Here is an 18,623-nt window from a genome sequence, read left to right as displayed (position 1 = left end):
TGGACCTTCCGAAGCGTCGTGGGCGAGGCGAGGCGGCAGGTGCCGGACGGCCCTGACGCATCACTTGGTCCAGATGTCCAGCAGTTGGTTCGCCGCACGGAAGTTGTCGGGTGGGCCCGCGTTGCACACGACGGTGACGGCAGTGTTGCGGTCCGGGCTCATGCTGTCCCCCTTTTCGTCGTACGACTTCGCCCTTCCGGAAACGTCCACTGCCGGGGACAAAGTCATGCGCACGTCCAGCGGGGTGAAGAACTCCTGCTGGATGAAGGTCCGGAACCGCTTACCGGTCACCCTCTCGACGACATGTGCCAGGAGGACGCAGTTGGAGGTGGAGTAGGAGAAACGCGTATGTCGCATCAGGTCGCCCAGCGTGACGTCCCGCGCCCGGACCGGAGGGTTGTCGAGGTTGTCGGACAGGGGGTCGTTCAGCGCGAGTCGGTGCCGCCCCGCCAGCAACAGAACCGCGTCTGCGGTGAATTGCCTGGAGTTGGAGACCATGTCGAAGACGGTCTTCGAGGTGATGGCGCGCCCCGTCGTCAGATCGGCTTTTCCACTCCCCGTCTCCCGGACACCGCTGTGCGGGTTCGCGGCACCGGCCCGCACGACCACAGCCGCAGCGCCCCCGGCGGTACACAACGACGCCATCCGATTCACGGACACCACCTGCTTTCGCCACCTGGAACGAGATCGGCCCAGCGCGATCTCGAACTCGGAGGGTTGAGGTCATCAAGTCCGCTGCGGACGCGCCGCTACCGGTGTGCCGTGCTGCGGCGCCGGTCGGCACCGGGCCGAGTTGCCAGAAGGACCAGGACGCTCTGGCAGCCGGCGCCCCCAATGCGGAAGCTGCCTGCGCTCTGCCAGGTGATCCCGTTCCCTACCGACAGCCACGGGCCTCCCGGGCGACGCCGAGGCGGTGTTGGCGGAACGCACGTAGTCAACGCTACGGCGTGGTCCGAGGACGTGCATGCGGACGACGTGGCGGCAACGAAGCGCGTGCCGCCTGCCTCTGATTCGGCTGAGTCACCCCCGCCGGAGCGCAGCGACATCCCGGCCCTCGCCCTGTCCGGCGGGTTCGACGCCCAGACGGCACCGAGCAACGGGGCGTACGTCGCCCGTACGCTGAGTCGCTCCACCGCCGTCACGGTCCGCGACGTCGCCCACGTGGTTCCTTCCTGCCCTGATGGGAGGTCACCGGGTTCCCCGGAAGGGACGTGTCCCTAGGGCTCACAGCCGCCTCCTTGCCCTCGCTCCGCCGTCCCGGCCAGAAAGGGGACGACGCACCCGGCAGGCGCCAGACGGCACCGGACGCGGCTGCTTCCGTCGTAGGGGCACCGGCCTCGCGTGCTGCCGGGCCAGAGGAACGTCTGGCTGAGGGCCGGGGCCCCGGCGTTGCGGAACGTGAAAGTTTACACTTCTTAGACAAATCGCATTTTGGGATATTTTGATACTGCAATTTCGGCAGCAGTGCAGCAAGAACCGTCGGATCCGGCGTCCGATCTGCACGGAAGATCCGCAGTGAGTGGCTGTCGGCAGCGCTGGGAGGGCGCGGGCGAATCGCATAGGCGCCAGGAGGAAGATTTCTCGATGACCCGGCCCGATGACCCGAGCACCGCGGCGGCCCGGATGTTCGCCGAGGCCGGCGCCTTCGGCGAGCTGCTGGCCGGGATCGAGTGGGCGGCGACGCCGCTCGGGCCCCCCGAGTCCTGGCCGGGGCCCCTGGTGGACACCCTGCGCCTGATGCTCACCTCTGAGCACGGCATGGCTCTGTACTGGGGCGCCGAATTCGCCACGCTGTACAACCTGGGCTCCTCACCGATTGTCGGCGCCAAGCATCCCTGGGCCCTCGGCAGGCCCTACAAGGATGTGTTCCCCGAGGTGTGGGCCCACCCCGTGAGCTCCCACTTCCACTATGTGACCGACACCCGCAAGTCCATGCTGATTCCCGATGAGCCGCTCATCATGGAGCGCCACGGCTTTCTGGAACAGTGCTACTTCGACTCCTCCTTCCAGCCCGTGCTGCTGGACGACGGCACCTCCGGCGGCGTGCTGCAGATCATCACCGAGACCACCGGCCGGGTACTGGGCGAGCGCCGGCTGCGCCTGCTGAGCGAGACCGGCGCCCGCACCGCCGGGCTGCTCACCCCGGACGAGGTCGCCCGCGTCGTCGCGGAGGTGCTGGGCTCCTATCCCGAGGAGATCCCGTTCCTGAGCCTGTACCTGGCCTCCGAGCCGGGCATGCTGCATCCGGCGGCCTCCACCGGGCTCCAGCAGGCGCCCGAGCCCGTCTCGTTGAATACGGCCGCCGGGTCGGAGGTCGCGGCCCGGCTGACGGAGGTTGTCACCGACGGTGCCCCTGCCACGCTGCCGGCCGCCGCGCTCGCCGGCGCCAACACCGTCGGACAGCACGCCGCGGCCTCCCGGCTTCCGGTCGAGGAGGCGCTGGCTCTGCCGCTGGACTGCGCGGGCCAGGTGGGCGGCGTCCTGGTCGTGGGCATAAACCCCTGCTTCCCGCCTGCCGGGGCCTACCGGGACTTTCTGGAAGTGCTCGCCGCCGCCGTGGCCGGGGCGCTCACCGCCGCACTCGCCCACGACGAGCAGCGCCGGCGGGCGGAGGCGCTGGCCGAGCTGGACCGGGCCAAGACCACCTTCTTCGCCAACGTCAGTCATGAGTTGCGCACCCCGCTCACCCTGCTCCTGGGCCCGCTCCAGCAGGCCCTGGCCGACGAGGACCGGCCTGAGCGGCGCGAGCAGCTGGAACTGGCCGAGCGCGGTGCCCTGCGCCTGCTGAAGCAGGTCAACACCCTCCTGGAGGTCGCCAGGGCCGATGCCGGGCAGCTACGTCCGGCCCTCGAGCCGGTCGACCTCGCCGGTGCCACGGCCGAGCTGGCCGGGGTGTTCCGCTCTGCCTTCGAGGCGGCCGGGCTGACGCTGGAGGTGGACTGCCCGCCGCTGGCCAAGCCGGTGTCCCTGGACCGGGAGATGTGGGAGAAGATCATCCTCAACCTGCTCAGCAACGCCCTGAAGTTCACCTTCACCGGCGGCGCCCGGGTTCAGGTGGCCGCGGCCGGCGACCGCGCCCGGCTGACCGTGACCGATACCGGCACCGGCATCCCCGCGGATGAGCTGCCGCGCCTGTTCGAGCGCTTCTACCGGGTCCGCGGCGCCCGCTCCCGCTCCCACGAGGGCAGCGGCCTCGGCCTGGTGCTGGTGAAGGACCTGGTGGAAGCGCACGGCGGCACCGTGGGCGTGGACAGCCGGCTCGGCCAGGGCACCAGCGTCACCGTGGACCTCCCGTTCGCCGCCACCCATCGGCCCCACCCGGACCGGCCCGCAGCCGACGCCGGATCCCCCGGGGAAACCCCCAGGGAAGGCGGAGGCGGCCGATCCGGCCGCGCCACGGCCTATGTGGACGAGGCGCTGGGCTGGCTGGCGCCCGACCCCGTCCCCGCCGCTGCCACCCCCGCGGCACGCACCCCGCACGCCCCCGCGACCCACGATGCCCGCCACGCCCCCGGGCGGCTGGAAACCGACCGCCCCCGCCGGGCCCGCCTGCTGATCGTCGACGACAACGCCGACATGCGCGCCTACCTCGCCCAGCTTCTGGAGCCCGACTACGACGTACTGCTCGCCGCCGACGGCCGGGCCGCCCTGGAGATGGCCCTGGCGCAGCCGGTGGAGCTGGTGCTCAGCGACGTGATGATGCCCCGCATGGACGGCTTCGAGCTGGTCCGCGCGCTGCGTGCCGACTCGCGCACCGCCCGCCTGCCCATCGTCCTGCTCACCGCCCGCGCCGGCGAGGAGGAATCCGTGCGGGGCCGCCAGGCCGGTGCCGACGACTACCTGGCCAAGCCCTTCTCCGCGCGCCAGCTGCTGGCGCGCGTCCGCACCGGCTTGGAACTGTCCCGGCTGCGTGAACAGGTCCTGACCGAGACCCGCAACCAGCTGGCCGTGCTGGCCTCCCTGGCCGACGCGGGCCTGCGGCTGTCCGCCACCCTCGACCCGGACCAGATACTTCAAACCGTCGGCCAGATCCTGCTGCCCGACTTCGCCGACCAGATCAGCATCCACCTCACCACCGCAAAACACGCCCCGGCACAGTCGCCCCCGGAATACATCGCCGGCACCCCCCTTCTTGCCCGCGAGACCCTGGCCGCCGCCGCCACCCACGCGATCAACGGCACCGCCCCGGCCCCTGCCGGCCCGCACTCGCCGCCCACATCGGTGCTGGCCCTGCCGCTGCACGCACACGACCAGACACTGGGGGCCCTGGTACTGGTCCGGCACACCGACTACTCCGCGGTCGAACACAAGTATCTGGAGGACCTCGCCCACCGCCTGGCCCTGGCCTATGACAACGCCGCCAGGTACCACAACGAGCGCCGCCTCGCCCTGACCCTGCAGGGCGCCCTGCTGCCCCACAGCCTGCCCCAGGTGCCCGGGATGCGCCTGGCCACCCACTACAGGGCCAGCAACCGCGGCGCCGAGGTCGGCGGCGACTGGTACGACGTGCTCGCCCTGCCCGACGGTGCCGTGGGGCTGGCCATCGGCGACGTCATGGGCCACGACGTGGAAGCCGCCATCGTGATGGGCCAACTCCGCTCCGCCCTGCACAGCCTCGCGATGGAGGGCGCCGGCCCGGCCCAGGTACTGGCCAGGCTGGACGCCTACATGCAATCGCTCACCGCCGAGCGCTTCGCCACCTGCCTGTACGCGGTCTACGACCCACACCGCCACCGCCTGCGCTACGCAGCCAGCGGGCACCTGCCGCCCCTGCTGATAGCCACCGACACCGCCTATCTGGAGCTGCCCCCGGCGCTGCCGCTGGGACTGGGCAGCACCCCGGTCGACCTCGAGGTGGCGTTCCCGCCCGGCACCAGCCTGCTGATGTACACCGACGGCCTGGTGGAAAACCGGGCGCTGTCCTTGGACGGCTGCATGGAGGCCCTGCGCCAGACCTGCGGCACGCTGCCCGCCGCCGCCCGCACCGACCCCCACCAGATCACCGAACGAGCCCTGGAACTGCTGAACACCCCCGACCGGGTCGACGACGACACCGCCCTGCTCGCCGCCACCGCCGAACCATCGTCTCCAACTCACGCCCCGCAAGCCGGCTGAAGTGCCGTACGCCCGACCGCTACTGCGTAGGCATTTCTAAGAGCCCGTAACAGGACCCTGCGCGGTGGCGCTGGTCAGTCGCGACCGGTGTACCGATTCGGCGGTAAGCGGTGCCGCTGCGCTGGGGCCGTGATGATCAGGGGGACTGTGAGCCGGAGACCACTGCTGTTTCTGGACATCGACGGGCCGCGCGCCTGGATGGGCGATGCCAACCAGTGGATCGGGCCCGTCCTCGGCCTCCCGCCACTGCCGTTCGTCGACTTCGGCGACCACCTGATGCGAGAGCGGCCGGACGGAGTCCACTGGAAGTCCGAGCCCGTGGTGGGCCTACGCCGACGGCCGACCCTTCGCCTGGGTGGACGACGAGCAGACCGACGCCGACCACGCGCACATCTCCACCATCCACCCCGCCCCGCCCCAGTGCTGCTCCACCATGTCAACCCACGCATCGGCCTGCGGCAGGACGACTTCACCGCCCTGACCGGCTTCGTCGCCTCTCTCGCCCGCTCTGCTGCAACTACTTGCGCATCGTTGTGGGACAAGCCCCAGCCGCCAGGCCGTTCCTGACCATCAGGATGCCGGAGGGTGACGAAGTCCAGCGCCCGAGAGCTCACGCGTAGGGGTCGAACGGGATCCCCGAGGGCTTCGCCTCGGCGATGTTCCCTTCGAAGCTGCCGTCCTTGAGCCCGAAGTGGGCGCTGCCGAAGTTCGCGGCGGCCAGCTTGTCGCGCAGGCCGGCCGGGTAGCCGTTCCAGCCGATCAGGGCAGGGTACTGCCAGGTGTGCTGATGGTTTTCCGGCGGCTCGTCCTGGGAGTTGGCGGGTCTGAAGCAGTGAGTGGACGCGCCGTCCTTGTGGTAGACGACTTTGGGGTGGGTGCCGTCCCAACGGATCCTGTCGCGTGGGTAGATGTCGAAGTCCCCGTGGGCCGAGGTGGCGACGTACTTCGCCTCGTTGTCCTGCACCCACACCACCACGTGCTCCCAGTCGTGCCGGTGCCCGAACGGGTCCCAGCCCGGGATGGCCTGGTCCTTCTCGAAGTAGGAGGCGTACATGATGGCGCACCAGCCGTTGTTGCACTTGGAGCGCGAATACCCGTTGGTGTTGAGAAGGTCCGATGCGTCCCGGCAGCTCCCGCTGAGGGACCCGGTGGTCTTCAGCCCGCCGTTGATGGAGCCATCGGGGCCCATCGCGGGCACCGCGTAACAGCCGTCGCTGTCGTAGTCGTACCCGGGCTGGAACGCGCGGTCCAGGGCGTCCGCGTTGGCCGGTAGAGCTGGCGGCGGAGCGGCGAAAGCAACGTCCGGAACCGCGAACACCAGGGCAAAAGCACCCGCAACGATCACCGGAACCTTCCGGATCCGTGCGCTCTTCAGCACCAAGTCCTCCTGCAAGCCACGGTTTCATCCACGCCGCTTTGACGTGTCCACCACAGACTCCTGGTGGCGGGGCCCAACGCCAAGAGAGAGGAGAGCAAAATCCGGGAGTCGAGTCCGGCACACGCAGGACTCCACAACCGGCAGGCCCGACAGCCGCGGGAGGCCTCACCCAACCGTGAATTTCACGGCGACTACTGGCAGTTGGCGACTGCACGACGTGCGCGTCTCACCGGGCGAGCCGGGATCGGGATCCCGTCGACCAACGGACCGCCCCACTCGTCGAGTGTGATGTGGTCGGGGACCAAGTCCGCCCACACGCCGCACCCCTTGCACAACGTCCAGTCGCCGGCTGTGCGCTGATCCATGTCAGCTGCTTGAGCCGATCATCCGCGGTGCAGATCTGCTGCATCGACTTCGCCGCGCTGGGCTGGGCGGACTTCGGTAGGGCGTTCCGCCCGCGACTCCGCCGACTCACCCAACCCCTCGGCCGGCGCGTTCAGCTCCTTGGAGCCGTCCAGCCGCACTCCCATCAACACCAGCACGCACGAGTGCGCTTGGAGGAGCGAAAGAAGCGGTCGACCGCGCGATGACGTCCCGCCCGCACCAGTTGCCTTGCACTCCAGCGCGGAGCGGAACTCGCACCAGCTCCCGTCCGAGACGGCTCGGGCCAGCGCGCGAACCCCGGGCCGAAAACACCCCTTCCCGGTTTCAGGCCATTTCGCACGCGAGTGCATCGGCCACGCCTGCAACCGACGAACCAAATGAAAAGCCGCTCACCTCCTCAACCGTGAAGAGTGGTCAGCCGATCAAGCCACTGATTGAATAGGCAATTTGGTCTGAATTGCCACGACAGCAAAGACACCAACTGCTTGGCCGTGGGACAGGCGCAACAAGACGGGTACTACGAGGCACTGAGCACCGCAAACAGAAAGGAGATACACCATGCAACCGATGACACGCTGGGCAATGACAGGAGCCCTGCTCACCGCAACCCTCGCGGGTCCCTTGAGCGAGCCCGCCCACAGCGCCCCCGCCTCGCTGTACGCCCCTTCGTCCCTGGTCATGACCACCGGCCACGGCGAGAAGGCCGCCATCACAGCACCGGAGCGCGCGGTCACCGTGAACTGTGCGTACACCACTACGGGAACTCACCCCGATCCGCGACAAGCCTGTGCGGACCTGGACCGCGTGAACGGGGACCTCGACCGCTTAGCCACCCTCCGGGGAAACGAGACGGGACGGCCCTGCACCAAGGAATACCGTCCCATTGTCGTCACCGTTGAAGGTGTATGGCGCGGTACGCGGGTGAACTACGAGCACACCTTCGCCAATCCCTGCATAAAGCAAACGCAGGGGGCTTCGGCGTTCGCCTTCTGAGCCCCACAGCTCAGTAGATGCCTCACCAGCGGGATCCTTTGGTTGTACTCCGTCGCCATCACCTCAGCCCGTGTCGACATCAACCACAAGGGTCCCTCTCCCCCACGTGGGAAGGGTGGTCGAGACCGTGGTCCTAAAACAGGGCTTCGGATCTCCCCACGGTCGGGGCGGGTGACGCCTGGGTTCGGTGTCCCCGCCCCGTCGTCACCCAGGCCCGTTCGGGGGCGCTGTCGACAGTCCGGTCGAAGCGGCTCGGGTCGCCCGGGCGCGGGTCGCGCAACACCCACCGCCCGCCCGCGCATGGCCGCCGTACGAGGTGCTCCGGCATGGTGAGAAGGTCCGGAGACCTCGACGTCAGACCTTCCGGATCCGGTCGGCGATCTCCGGCCTCGCCGCGAACCCGGCCGCCTTGTACGTGGCGACGCCGCCGACGTTGGAGCTCGGCGTGCACACGCGCACGCTCGACGAGCCCATCTCCCGCAGTGCGGCCGCCCCGGCGACGGTGATCGCCCGGCCATAGCCGCGGCCTCGGTGGTCCGTGTGGACGCCCATCGGCTCGACCAGTCCTGGCTTCCCCGGGCCGGCCGACCAGACCGTCACCACCGCCGCGGCGTTGCCCTGGTCGTCGTAAGCACCCAGGCAGCGGGCGTCAGCGTAGAACGGTGCCGCGGACATCTCGTGCCGGTACTCGCGCGTGGGCTTGGTGGTGTTGAACGCGGACCGCAGGACGTCGGCGAAGTCCTGTGCCTGCTCCAGGCCGATCGCCTTGATCCGCACGCCGGGGTCCTCCACCGCTTGGGCGAGGTCGCGGAACAGCGGCGTCCACGGGTCGTCGACACCCCAGCCCTCCTTGGTCAACAGGTCGTGGAGCAGCAGGCCTTGAGGCGCCTCGATGGACACCGCTCCTTCCGGCAGCACGCCGCGCTCAGGCAGCGAGAAGTCCTCGACGAGCCGCCGCGCCAAGTCCTCGTCCTGGAAAGCGTCGGGAGCGACCGTCATCCGCACGAGCGTCGGCGAATCCAGCATCCCGACGGCGAGGATCCGTCCGTTCCGGCTCCAGGTCCGTACCGCCGCGGCCGTCTCGGCCGTTCCGAACCGGTAGTTCCAGCCGATGTCCCCGGGATGCAGCTGCATCGGCGCTTCGTCATGCTGCCACTCCCGCAGCGCCGCAATGGCCTCGCGCACCCCGTCGGCCGTCGGCGTACTCAGCACAATCGTCATAGCCAGGATCTGACACCCCGTCTCGGTGGCATGCAACCGATTAACTGATCAAGCGCTTCAGTGTGATGGTGGCGGGAGGTCGATGGCGAGTCCGATCCCGGCGAGGAAGCCGTCGAGGATGTCGGGGCGGTACTGGAGGCGCTTGAGTCGGCCGATCAGCCCGGCGACCGAGACCCGCCCGAAGTCGCGGCCGTTCACCTTCACGACCGGGGTGATGCCGCGCCGTCCCCAGGTACGTCCGGTCGGCGGCCTGCGGGTGAACCCCGCTTCGTCCTCGAAGCAGATTCAGCCGCCGCAGGCCGCCCGGGTGGTCTACCTCCGCCCATGTCACCTCCTTCCAGGAGGTGACGGCCTTCTCGTCGCGTTACGTGACCCTGCCGGCCGGGACCTGCGGCGTGAAGCCGATCCGGCGCGTCAGCCTCGTCGCGCCCGAGACGCTGCAGGAGACGTGAAACTTCCTGCCGATCAGCGTCACCGCCCGCGCCCCGGTCCACACCCGGTCCTGGTCCCAGCCATGCGCGGCCGGCCCCTGCTCCAGGTAGCCGGCCAGCTTCTCCCGACACTGCGGCGACAGCTTGCAGAGCTGCCCGCTCGCGCCCCGGGAGGCCAACGCCTCGGCCCCGCCTTCCCGCCAAGCCTGCTGCCACGGGGAGTCCGACTTCGAGCTGACACGCAACTGGCGGGCCACCTCTGGCGGGACGACCCCTTGGGCGAACAATCCGTTTGCGGCACCAAGTCCGAAGTGTTCGACGGCCGGCCGCCGGCACAGTGCCCCATGCCGGGAATCATGTACAGCCGCGCAAAGCGATCGGTCTGCGCTTGGCCTCCCATCGGCCGCACTCGACAGAGCTGACCAGTACCGTGCGGCCTGATCACCGCAGAGACCGATGCCGCTGCCCGGAAGCGCCCAGGGCCACGCGGAGTCGCCCGGAACCGGCGCCCGCCTGTGCGCCCGTCCCTGGTCCTGCCTGGCGCATTCGGCTGCGGGATTGCCCCGGTGTGCTAGACAGGGAGCAACCAAAGGGGCATTTTGCAGCAGCTCACGCTCGGAATCATGTCGCAGACCCGCAAGGAAAACGAGCACCGTCTGCCCGTTCACCCCGCTCATTTCGACCGCATCGACGCCGGTCTCCGCAAACGCATCTACCTCCAGGAAAACTACGGAGAGTACTTCGGCGTCCCAGACAGCCGGCTCGCCCCGCTCGTCGCGGGCTTCCGCACGCGCGAGGAACTCATCGCCGACTGCGATGTCATCCTGCTGGCCAAACCGCTCCACCAAGACCTGGCGGAACTGCGCGAGGGTCAAGTTTTGTGGGGCTGGCCCCACTGTGTCCAGGACGAGAAGGTCACCCAGGCCGCCATCGACCGGCGGCTGACCCTGATCGCCTTCGAGGCGATGAACCACTGGACCCGCAGCGGAGCCTTCAACCTGCACGTCTTCCACAAGAACAACGAGCTGGCCGGGTACTGCTCGGTCCTGCACGCCATGCAACTGACCGGCGTGACAGGCGACTACGGGCGACGGCAGCGCGCGGCCGTCATCGGCTTCGGCGCCACCGCCCGCGGCGCAGTGACCGCGCTCGGCGCCCTGGGCGTGCACGACGTCGACGTCCTCACCGCGCGTGGCGTCACCGCCGTCAGCTCCCCCATCCACTCCGCGCGGATCGTCCACTTCGACCACGACAAGGCCGACGACACACTCGCCCCACGACGCAGTGTCGCCCTCACCGAGGACGGCCCTCTACCGCTGGCCGAGTTCCTCGCCGGACACGACATCATCGTCAACTGCGTGCTGCAGGACACCGACGCGCCGCTGATGTTCCTGATAGACGAGGACCTGCCCAAGCTGGCCCCCGACACCCTGGTCATCGACGTCTCCTGCGACGAGGGCATGGGCTTCGGCTGGGCCCGGCCGACCACCTTCACCGACCCGATGTTCACCGTCGGCGACCATGTCAGGTACTACGGGGTGGACCACAGCCCCTCCTACCTGTGGAACTCCGCGACCTGGGAGAACAGCGAGGCCCTCCTGCCGTATCTGGACACCGTGCTCCAGGGCCCCGACGGCTGGGACGCCGACGACACGATCCGGCACGCCATCGAGATCCGCCAGGGCGTCGTCCAGAACCCCAAGGTGCTCGCCTTCCAGCACCGCACCGCGGAGTACCCGCATGCCCACGAAAAGACCCGAGCGGCGTCGCGGCCGTAGCGGCGGGGCATCCCGGGGAGGCCCCGGAAACTGCCGGAAGGCGGCATCTGCGAGTGCCCGTCACAGTTTCATGACCCCCTGCCCCGCAAATACGCCCCCATTGGTCCGATGTGGAATTCCGTGGATGCGTGCGCCGCGGTGACATCCCGAAGGGCCCCGCCGGCGATCTTCGGCGGGGCCCTTCGCGCAGGGTGTTGTTTACCAGCGGTACCAGCGGCTCCTGCGGCCGCCGTGACCGACCGGCCGGACCACGAAGCCCAGCAGCCAGACCACCAGGACGACGACCGCGATCCACCACAGCGCCTTGAGGGCGAATCCGGCACCGAAAAGGATCAGGGCGAGAAGCAGAACGAGAAGCAGGGGAACCATGATTATCAACCTCCGCGCAATCAGGTGCCCCGCAGCACCCACTTCATGCACGTAAATAGTTGAATGCATATTTCCGCAGCGCAGGGGAATTCGACTACGCCGTGCTGAACGGGCAGTTTGGCTGATCGCAGGCGCACGAATCAGCCGAACCAGCATCGTCATCAGCCTTCCACGCCGAGGGCTCCCCGATCCTGTGCGTCGGAGCGCCTCAGCGCGAGGGCGGCAATGTCGTCATCCAGCCTTCCGCCGCTGTGCCGCAGCAGATCCCGGTGCAGCTGGTCGAGCAGTTCGCGGGGCTGCTCCAGGCCCTGCCGCTGCATCCAGTCCGGGAGCGGAAAGAACTGGCCGGCGTGGTCCCGGGCCTCCGATACGCCGTCCGTGTAGAGCAGCAACTGGTCACCCGGGGCGAAGGCGACGCTGTCGACCCAGTAGCGGTCACCGATAAGCGCTGCGAGGTTCAGGGGCGGGGAGGGGACGGCGGGATCCAGGACCCGGACCTTCCCGCAATGCGCGATCAGCGGCGGCGGATGTCCGCAGTTGAGAAGTCGTATGTGGCCGCCGTCGGGCGGGATCTCGGCGAGGAGAGCGGTGGCAAAGTGCTCGGGCTGGTCCTGGGCGGGAAACACCGCACTGTGGCGCGTGACGGTGGTCTCCAGGCGATGGATGATGCCCTGCAGGTCGGGCTCGTCGTACGCGGCCTCCCTGAAGCAACTGATCACCGCCGAGGCCACCCCCACTGCGGACAGGCCCTTGCCCCGTACGTCGCCTATGAGCAGCCGGACCCCGTGCGGCGTACCGATGGCTTCATAGAAGTCGCCGCCGATCCGGGCCTGTTCCTGGGCCGCCAGGTACAACGACTCGATCTCGACGTCCTCGATGCGGCGCGGCATCGGGCGCAGCAGCACCTTCTGGGCGGCGTCGGCGACGAGCCTGACTTGGAAGAGTATTTCCTCTCGCTGAAGTCGGACATGACTCCCGTATGCGGCCGCCAAGGTGACCGCGACGATTGCGGCCGACGTGTACTGCGTCCCCAGATCGGTGTAGAAGAGGCTGAGGACTGTCATGAGCAGCAGGCAGAACGCCCCCAGCAGGACCGTGGGAAGCACGGGCCACATCGCTGCTGCAAGGGCGGGTGCGGCGGGCAGAATGCGGCTGATGGCGATCTCCCGGGGTGTGGAGAACGCCAGGACGGCGATGAGGACGGTCAGGACCACGGGTGACAGCCGGGCAGCGTCCCATCGGCCGCTATAGGCGGGGCGGCGGCGCCTCAGCCGTGCAGACGTGATCACAAAATGCATCATATCGGCCTAAACGGGCATCGGGCGCGGAGAAAATCATGCACCGCACGCCGGCCTTTGCGGCGGACGGCCCTGCCCGGAGGAGCCGAGGACAATGCAACGCCTGGCCGCCCAGACTCCCGAGGCCGGCAGGCAAGGATCAGGCGGGCCCTGGCCGCTCGGGATCACCAGTGTTAAAAAGGTCGCATGGCGAATCGCTTCGCCCGTTTTCAACACCTCTCGGTCAAGCGCGTGATCAGCAAGGGCACGCGGAGTGTGGCCGGGCAGGTGTTGATCTTCCAGGTGGCCCTCGTGGTGCTGCTCGTGGCCTGCGGCGTTTTCGCTCTCATCCTGCAGTCGGAGCGCGATACCAGCGCCGAGGCCAAGCGCCGCTCCACGGCCGTGGCGCAGACCTTCGCGCACTCACCAGGCGTCCTGGCGGCATTGCAGACCCCGGATCCGAGCAAGATTCTCCAGCCGCTCACCGAGGAAGCGCGCCGGGCCGCCGGTGTGGACTTCATCGTGGTCATGGACACCGAGGGCATCCGGTACACGCACCCCTTGCCGGGCCGCATCGGAAAGCGGTTCGTGGGCGAGATCGGACCGTCACTGGCGGGGAAAGTCTATGTGGAGAGCGTCGACGGCCCGCTCGGTCGCGAAGTGCAGGCGACGGTCCCGATCGAGAACGCCGGCAACAAGGTGGTGGGCCTGGTCTCGGCAGGGATGAAGGTCAAGAACGTCGAAAGTCAGTTGACCAGGCAACTACCGATCATCCTGGGCGCCGGGGCCGGAGCGCTCGCGTTGTCCATCGGTGTGACGGTATTGGTGGGCAGGCGGCTACGACGGCAGACACACAGCCTGGCCCCGGACGAGATGACCCTGATGTACCAGCACCACGACACGGTGCTCCACTCCGTCCGGGAAGGGGTCCTGATCGTGGCCGCCGACGGGCGCCTGATGCTGGCGAACGACGAGGCCAGACGACTGCTGGAGCTGCCCCCGGACGTAGAGGGACGGCTCGTCTCGGGACTGCCGGGCCTCGATCCAGAGACGAAGGCACTGCTCGCCTCCGGGCGCGAGGCCACTGACGAGGTGCACCTCGCGGGAGAACGGCTGCTCGCGGTCAGCCAGCGGCCCACGGATCGCAAGGGAGGCCCCAAGGGAACGGTGGTGACGCTGCGCGACTCCACCGAGCTACAGGCAGTGACCGGCAGGGCGGAGGTGGCACGGGAACGGCTCAGGCTGCTGTACGACGCAGGACTCAACATCGGTACCACCCTGGACGTGCTGCGCACCGCCGACGAGTTGGCGCGGGTCCCGATTCCTCGCTTCGCGGACTTCGTCACCGTGGACCTGGCCGACACCGTCCTGCACGGCGACGAGCCGGCACCCACGGGGACGGACATGCGACGCGCGGCCGTGTCCGGCATCCAGGGCAACCACCCGCTCTCCGAACAGGGCAGGCTCTTCGACTACCTTCCCTCCACTCCCCAGGCACGCGGCTACGGCAGCGGTCACTCGCAGTTGGTGAGCGATCTGCCGACCGCCACGGGCTGGCGCGTGCAGGACCCGGAGCGTGCCCAGGCGATCATTGACTACGGCATCCATTCCCTCATCACCGCCCCCATCCAGGCCCGTGGCGTCGTGCTGGGCATGGCCAGTTTCTGGCGCGGGCAGCAGCATGAGCCCTTCAACGAGGAGGACCTGTCGCTGGCGGAGGAACTGGTGGCCCGTGCCGCGATAAGCATCGACAACGCCCGCCGCTACACCCGCGAGCACGCGTTGGCCGTCACCCTCCAGCGAAGCCTGCTGCCGCAGGCGATGCCCGACCAGAACGCACTCGACATCGCCTACCGGTACCTCCCCGCCCAGGCGGGCGTGGGCGGAGACTGGTTCGACGTGATTCCCATGCCGGGGAGCCGGGTGGCACTGACCGTCGGCGATGTGGTCGGCCACGGCCTGCACGCCGCCGCGACGATGGGCAGGCTGCGGACCGCGGTCCACAACTTCTCCGCGCTCGATCTGCCACCCGACGAGCTGCTGAGCCATCTGGACGACCTGGTCGGGAGCATCGACCAGAACGAGACGGCAGACAGTGCTGCGGGCGTCGTGGGCGCCACCTGCCTGTACGGGATCTACGACCCCGTGACGCGTCGCTACGTCATGGCACGTGCGGGGCATCTGGCGCCCGCGCTGGTCCACCCCGACGGAACCGTCACCTTCCCGGACGTGCCGGCCGGTCCGCCTCTGGGCCTCGGCGGCATGCCGTTCCAGACCGCGGAGCTGTGCCTCGCGGAGGGAACCCAGCTCGTCCTGTACACCGACGGCCTCATCGAGGACCGCAAGCGCGACCTGGACGTGGGAATGGAGCTGCTGCGCGATGCGCTGACGGGCCACCCCGGCCGGCCGCCCGAGGAGACCTGCCAGGACGTGCTGGACAGCCTGCTCCCCGGGCGTCCCAAGGACGACGTCGCCCTGCTCGTCGCCCGCACGAGAGAACTGCCGCCCGATCGGATCTCCGACTGGGATGTACCACCGGACCCGGCCGCCGTCGCGGGTATGCGCGACGCTGTTTCCCAGCGGCTCGAAGCGTGGGACCTTTCGGAGTTCGGTTTCACCATGGAGCTCATTCTGAGCGAGCTGGTCACCAACGCCATCCGCTACGGCGCCGGGCCGATCCACGTGCGGCTGATCCGCGACCGCGCGCTGATCTGCGAGGTGGCCGACAGCAGCAGCACCTCACCGCATCTGCGGTACGCCGCGACGACGGACGAGGGAGGCCGGGGCCTGTTCCTGGTGTCACAGATGGCTGATCGCTGGGGCACCCGTTACACCCCGCAGGGCAAGGTGATCTGGGCCGAACAAGCCCTGCCCGAGGGCGCACAGCCCGCCCCGAGTCCGGCTGACGCAGACACGCCCCTGGACGACGAGGCAGCCGACCCGTCAAGCCTGACGTGAAGGCGGCGGCAATCAGCCGGATTCGTCGACGACATATGAGGACCGGCCGAAGGGCGCGTCGCGCCAATTGAGTCCGGTCCAGCGCGCCCTACGCGTTCAGCACCATGCTCCCGACAGGCGCCGGGGGGGACGACGGCACAGAGCGTGCGCACGCCCCGATTCGATCCAGACTCGACACCCGTGAGCTCACGGACAGGCGCAGACGGTGGTCCAGGGGCCCTTCTCCAGGCGCCGGGTCACCGTACGGAGCCAGTGGTCGACGAACGGCACGTCCGATACAGCGAGTTCGTCGCAAGCAACCGCCTGGGTGTGCGGCCACAGCCACGCGGACGCCCGCCGCAGCAGGGCTGCCCGTGATCCGCCGGCCGCGGTCCGGAGTGTCGGCCAGCTCCGGCAGCGGTGCGATGGACGCGCCGACGGCGCACGGGCGGCCGAGGCGTGGGCGAAGTCCCGTACGAGATCGGGCAGGTGGTCGGGGGTGATCGACGGTGGGCCGATCCGGAAACCGGAACACCGTCACCACGCAATGATCCGGGAGGTCCATGTCCACGGCTTCGGCAACTTCTGTCGAAATCGGATCTCCGGTCAACAAAGACCGGGCCGGCAGCGCGGCGCACGAATCCCTGGCGGTAGGCGCCGATGCCGCGTTCGCCCTGCGGGGCGAACCAGGTCATCATGCGCATGCGTTCGTCGGCACCGCCGCCGTGCTCGGCCTCGGTCGCGCCACTTCCGGCCGTGTCACCTGACCCGCGTTGGCGTCGACTCGCCCGCAGTTGTCGGACAGACGCGTCGACGGCCGACGGGTGGCCTACTGGGGCCGGCTCGCGGAGGCGTCGGCATCATCGTGCAGGGCGATGCGGACGGTGATGCGTTTGCCGACCGGCTCCCGATACGCTTCAAAACTCTCGGCGACTGCCATGACGATCTCCAGACCGTGCTGGCCGATGCGGTCGGCATCGGTGGCCCGTGCCACCGGGAGGGCCGGGTCGGAGTCCCACACCACGACCTCCACCCACTCCCCTGCAATGCCCAAATGCATCAGCACCGGGCCCGGAGCGTACTTGCGGGCGTTCGTGACCAGCTCGCTCACGACCAGTTGCGTCAGTTCCATCGCGCGCTGCGACACCGGCACCCCGTGCCGGCCCTGCGCCTGGGAGAGGAAGCTGACGGCCAGGTGACGGGCCTGCGCGATCGTCGCACCGCCGCCCTCCAGGGCTACCGTGGCCTGCACGTGGGAACTTCCGTCCTGGGCGTTGCCGTCCTCACCCAGCGGGTCCACTTCCCTTAGTCAATCCCGTCGCCCTCGTTTCACAGGCCCGCGCCTACCCCTGGGCGGCCGGTTGACTCCCTCACGCACGATGACGCCAAAACGCGCGTTGCCGGCTCCGCCATCCACGGAGTTCACCCACACGGTACGGGCAGCCCTTGGGTCCACGATCGGGGCGTGCCAGGATCACAGTCATGGCTGAGCAAGCAATGACGGGCACCGAACAGACCGGGCAACTGGGCCAGCTGTCGGTCACCACCACCGTCGACGACGGAATCCGCGTAGTCGCCGTCACCGGGGAGATCGATCAGCAGACCAGCCAACCGCTGCAGCAGGCCCTCAACGCCACCACGCCCGCCCCCTCCCGCGTGGTGGTCGACATGGGCAGCGTCAGCTTCATGGACTCCACCGGCATCAGCATCTTCATCGCCGCCCACCGCAGCCTTGCCGCAGACGGAGGCTGGCTCCGCCTGGCCGCCCTCACCGAACCCGTACAGCGCGTCGTCCGGCTCGTCGGCGTAGACACCTTCATCGACTGTCACCTCACCGTCGAACAGGCCCTGAACGGCAGGCACCCGCACCCGCAGTGATCCGCCAGGAGGGCGCCTCCCGCATCCGGCGCAGCTTGGGGAATGAGCAGCAGAGTGCCCTGTTATCGTGCGCCGATGTCAGCGATCAAGAAGTTCCAAGTCACGTTTGACTGCGCAGAACCTGAGCGCCTCGCTCGTTTCTGGTGCGAGGTGTTGGGGTACGTCGTACCGCCGCCACCGGAGGGGTTTGCCACTTGGGACGATTTCAAGCGTTCGCAGCCACCTGAGCAGCGGGATTCATGGTTCGCCTGCAGTGATCCCTCAGGTGTGGGCCCGCGACTGTACTTCCAGCGCGTCCCCGAAGGGAAGGCCGTCAAGAACCGGCTGCATCTTGATGTGAGGGTCGGCACCGGACTCGTGGGTGAAGAGCGCCTTGCCGCGCTTGAGGCCGAATGCGCCCGACTGGTCCCGCTCGGCGCGCTACACGTGCGAACGCTGTATGACGGCAATGATGCGTGCATCCCGATGCTGGACATCGAGGGCAACGAGTTCTGCATCGACTGAGCGCTCTCCGAGCCGGAGATCCGAGCCGGAGAGGTGGGGAGCCGCCTCCCTTGGACCTCTCTGGTCTCGTATGGGGCGGGAGTTACCTCGTGAGGGCGAGGTTGGACAGCGGGGCGATGCCGCGCGTCGCGGTGCTAACGCCGTCGCCATTCAGACGGCAGTCGCGACCGCCGGTCGTCAGTCGTCGGTCGCCCGTCGTCGGTGAACATCTGCCCGCACTCGGCGCACACCGTCCGCCGCGCCTCCTGCTCCGCGGCTTCCCGTTCCGCACGGCGCCGCGCCTCCTCCCGGGCGGCTTGGCGGCGGCGGGCGACGTAGGGCGTCCTGGCGGGGATCGCCGATCGCGTCCAGCAACGGC

Annotated in this window: 16 protein-coding genes and 1 pseudogene; 8 read left to right on the top strand and 9 right to left on the bottom strand. The window is 68.9% G+C overall.

Annotation, left to right across the window (positions count from 1 at the left end):
• Positions 1–60 precede the first annotated feature (60 nt).
• Positions 61–645 carry a serine hydrolase domain-containing protein gene (locus OG331_RS47125; protein ID WP_406209348.1) on the bottom strand — a complete coding sequence of 195 codons (585 nt, stop codon included), beginning with the start codon at positions 643–645 and terminating at the stop codon, positions 61–63.
• A gap of 939 nt (positions 646–1,584) precedes the next feature.
• Here OG331_RS47125 and OG331_RS47120 point away from each other — a divergent pair.
• Together OG331_RS47120 and OG331_RS47115 are read left to right on the top strand one after the other, a co-directional pair.
• Positions 1,585–5,115, top strand: coding sequence for a SpoIIE family protein phosphatase (locus tag OG331_RS47120; RefSeq protein WP_406209345.1), 3,531 nt, complete (start codon positions 1,585–1,587; stop codon positions 5,113–5,115).
• A gap of 195 nt (positions 5,116–5,310) precedes the next feature.
• A pseudogene (locus OG331_RS47115) lies at positions 5,311–5,682 on the top strand (hypothetical protein); the annotation flags it as partial.
• A gap of 43 nt (positions 5,683–5,725) precedes the next feature.
• Here OG331_RS47115 and OG331_RS47110 read toward each other — a convergent pair.
• Positions 5,726–6,493, bottom strand: a complete 768-nt coding sequence (locus tag OG331_RS47110; RefSeq protein ID WP_406209342.1) for an NPP1 family protein — start codon at positions 6,491–6,493, stop codon at positions 5,726–5,728.
• Between the two features lie 191 nt (positions 6,494–6,684).
• The gene (locus OG331_RS47105) at positions 6,685–6,858 is read right to left on the bottom strand and encodes a ferredoxin (RefSeq protein ID WP_406209339.1); all 174 of its coding nucleotides are present in this window, start codon (positions 6,856–6,858) and stop codon (positions 6,685–6,687) included.
• Between the two features lie 577 nt (positions 6,859–7,435).
• On the opposite strand from OG331_RS47105, the gene OG331_RS47100 reads away from it, so the two are divergent.
• Positions 7,436–7,870, top strand: coding sequence for a subtilase-type protease inhibitor (locus OG331_RS47100; RefSeq protein ID WP_406209336.1), 435 nt, complete (start codon positions 7,436–7,438; stop codon positions 7,868–7,870).
• Positions 7,871–8,224: 354 nt separating this feature from the next.
• On the opposite strand, the gene OG331_RS47095 is transcribed toward OG331_RS47100, so the two are convergent.
• The 3 genes from OG331_RS47095 to OG331_RS47085 all read right to left on the bottom strand — a co-directional run bounded on the left by OG331_RS47095 (position 8,225) and on the right by OG331_RS47085 (position 9,767).
• Positions 8,225–9,091, bottom strand: a complete 867-nt coding sequence (locus OG331_RS47095; protein ID WP_406209333.1) for a GNAT family N-acetyltransferase — start codon at positions 9,089–9,091, stop codon at positions 8,225–8,227.
• A 57-nt stretch (positions 9,092–9,148) separates the two neighbouring features.
• On the bottom strand, positions 9,149–9,295 hold the full coding sequence (locus OG331_RS47090; protein ID WP_406209330.1) for a hypothetical protein: 147 nt from the start codon (positions 9,293–9,295) through the stop codon (positions 9,149–9,151).
• Positions 9,296–9,455: 160 nt separating this feature from the next.
• Positions 9,456–9,767, bottom strand: a complete 312-nt coding sequence (locus OG331_RS47085) for a winged helix-turn-helix domain-containing protein (RefSeq protein WP_406209327.1) — start codon at positions 9,765–9,767, stop codon at positions 9,456–9,458.
• A gap of 354 nt (positions 9,768–10,121) precedes the next feature.
• Between OG331_RS47085 and OG331_RS47080 the strand changes: the two genes are divergently transcribed.
• Positions 10,122–11,300, top strand: a complete 1,179-nt coding sequence (locus OG331_RS47080; RefSeq protein WP_406209324.1) for a N(5)-(carboxyethyl)ornithine synthase — start codon at positions 10,122–10,124, stop codon at positions 11,298–11,300.
• 198 nt (positions 11,301–11,498) lie between these two features.
• On the opposite strand, the gene OG331_RS47075 is transcribed toward OG331_RS47080, so the two are convergent.
• Both OG331_RS47075 and OG331_RS47070 read right to left on the bottom strand, forming a co-directional pair.
• Positions 11,499–11,669 (bottom strand): hydrophobic protein, encoded by a 171-nt coding sequence (locus tag OG331_RS47075; protein ID WP_406209321.1) that lies wholly within the window; start codon positions 11,667–11,669, stop codon positions 11,499–11,501.
• 161 nt (positions 11,670–11,830) lie between these two features.
• Positions 11,831–12,958: a PP2C family protein-serine/threonine phosphatase gene (locus OG331_RS47070; RefSeq protein ID WP_406209318.1), complete on the bottom strand. Its 1,128-nt coding sequence runs from the start codon at positions 12,956–12,958 to the stop codon at positions 11,831–11,833.
• A gap of 195 nt (positions 12,959–13,153) precedes the next feature.
• On the opposite strand from OG331_RS47070, the gene OG331_RS47065 reads away from it, so the two are divergent.
• Positions 13,154–15,904: a SpoIIE family protein phosphatase gene (locus OG331_RS47065; protein WP_406209315.1), complete on the top strand. Its 2,751-nt coding sequence runs from the start codon at positions 13,154–13,156 to the stop codon at positions 15,902–15,904.
• A gap of 542 nt (positions 15,905–16,446) precedes the next feature.
• Positions 16,447–16,650 (top strand): hypothetical protein, encoded by a 204-nt coding sequence (locus OG331_RS47060; RefSeq protein WP_406209312.1) that lies wholly within the window; start codon positions 16,447–16,449, stop codon positions 16,648–16,650.
• Between the two features lie 62 nt (positions 16,651–16,712).
• Here the strand turns inward: OG331_RS47060 and OG331_RS47055 are convergent, their stop codons facing one another.
• Complete coding sequence (locus OG331_RS47055; RefSeq protein ID WP_406209309.1) at positions 16,713–17,183, bottom strand: ATP-binding protein; 471 nt, start codon at positions 17,181–17,183, stop codon at positions 16,713–16,715.
• A 182-nt stretch (positions 17,184–17,365) separates the two neighbouring features.
• Here OG331_RS47055 and OG331_RS47050 point away from each other — a divergent pair, with 182 nt between their 5' ends.
• Both OG331_RS47050 and OG331_RS47045 read left to right on the top strand, forming a co-directional pair.
• Positions 17,366–17,761, top strand: coding sequence for an STAS domain-containing protein (locus OG331_RS47050; protein WP_406209306.1), 396 nt, complete (start codon positions 17,366–17,368; stop codon positions 17,759–17,761).
• 75 nt (positions 17,762–17,836) lie between these two features.
• The gene (locus OG331_RS47045) at positions 17,837–18,265 is read left to right on the top strand and encodes a VOC family protein (protein ID WP_406209303.1); all 429 of its coding nucleotides are present in this window, start codon (positions 17,837–17,839) and stop codon (positions 18,263–18,265) included.
• Positions 18,266–18,623 lie beyond the last annotated feature (358 nt).

This window comes from Streptomyces sp. NBC_01017 (genome assembly GCF_045162795.1).
Taxonomy (GTDB): domain Bacteria; phylum Actinomycetota; class Actinomycetes; order Streptomycetales; family Streptomycetaceae; genus Streptomyces; species Streptomyces machairae.
Note: the sequence above shows the minus strand (reverse complement) of the source record. Positions and strands in the feature narration are given on the sequence as shown.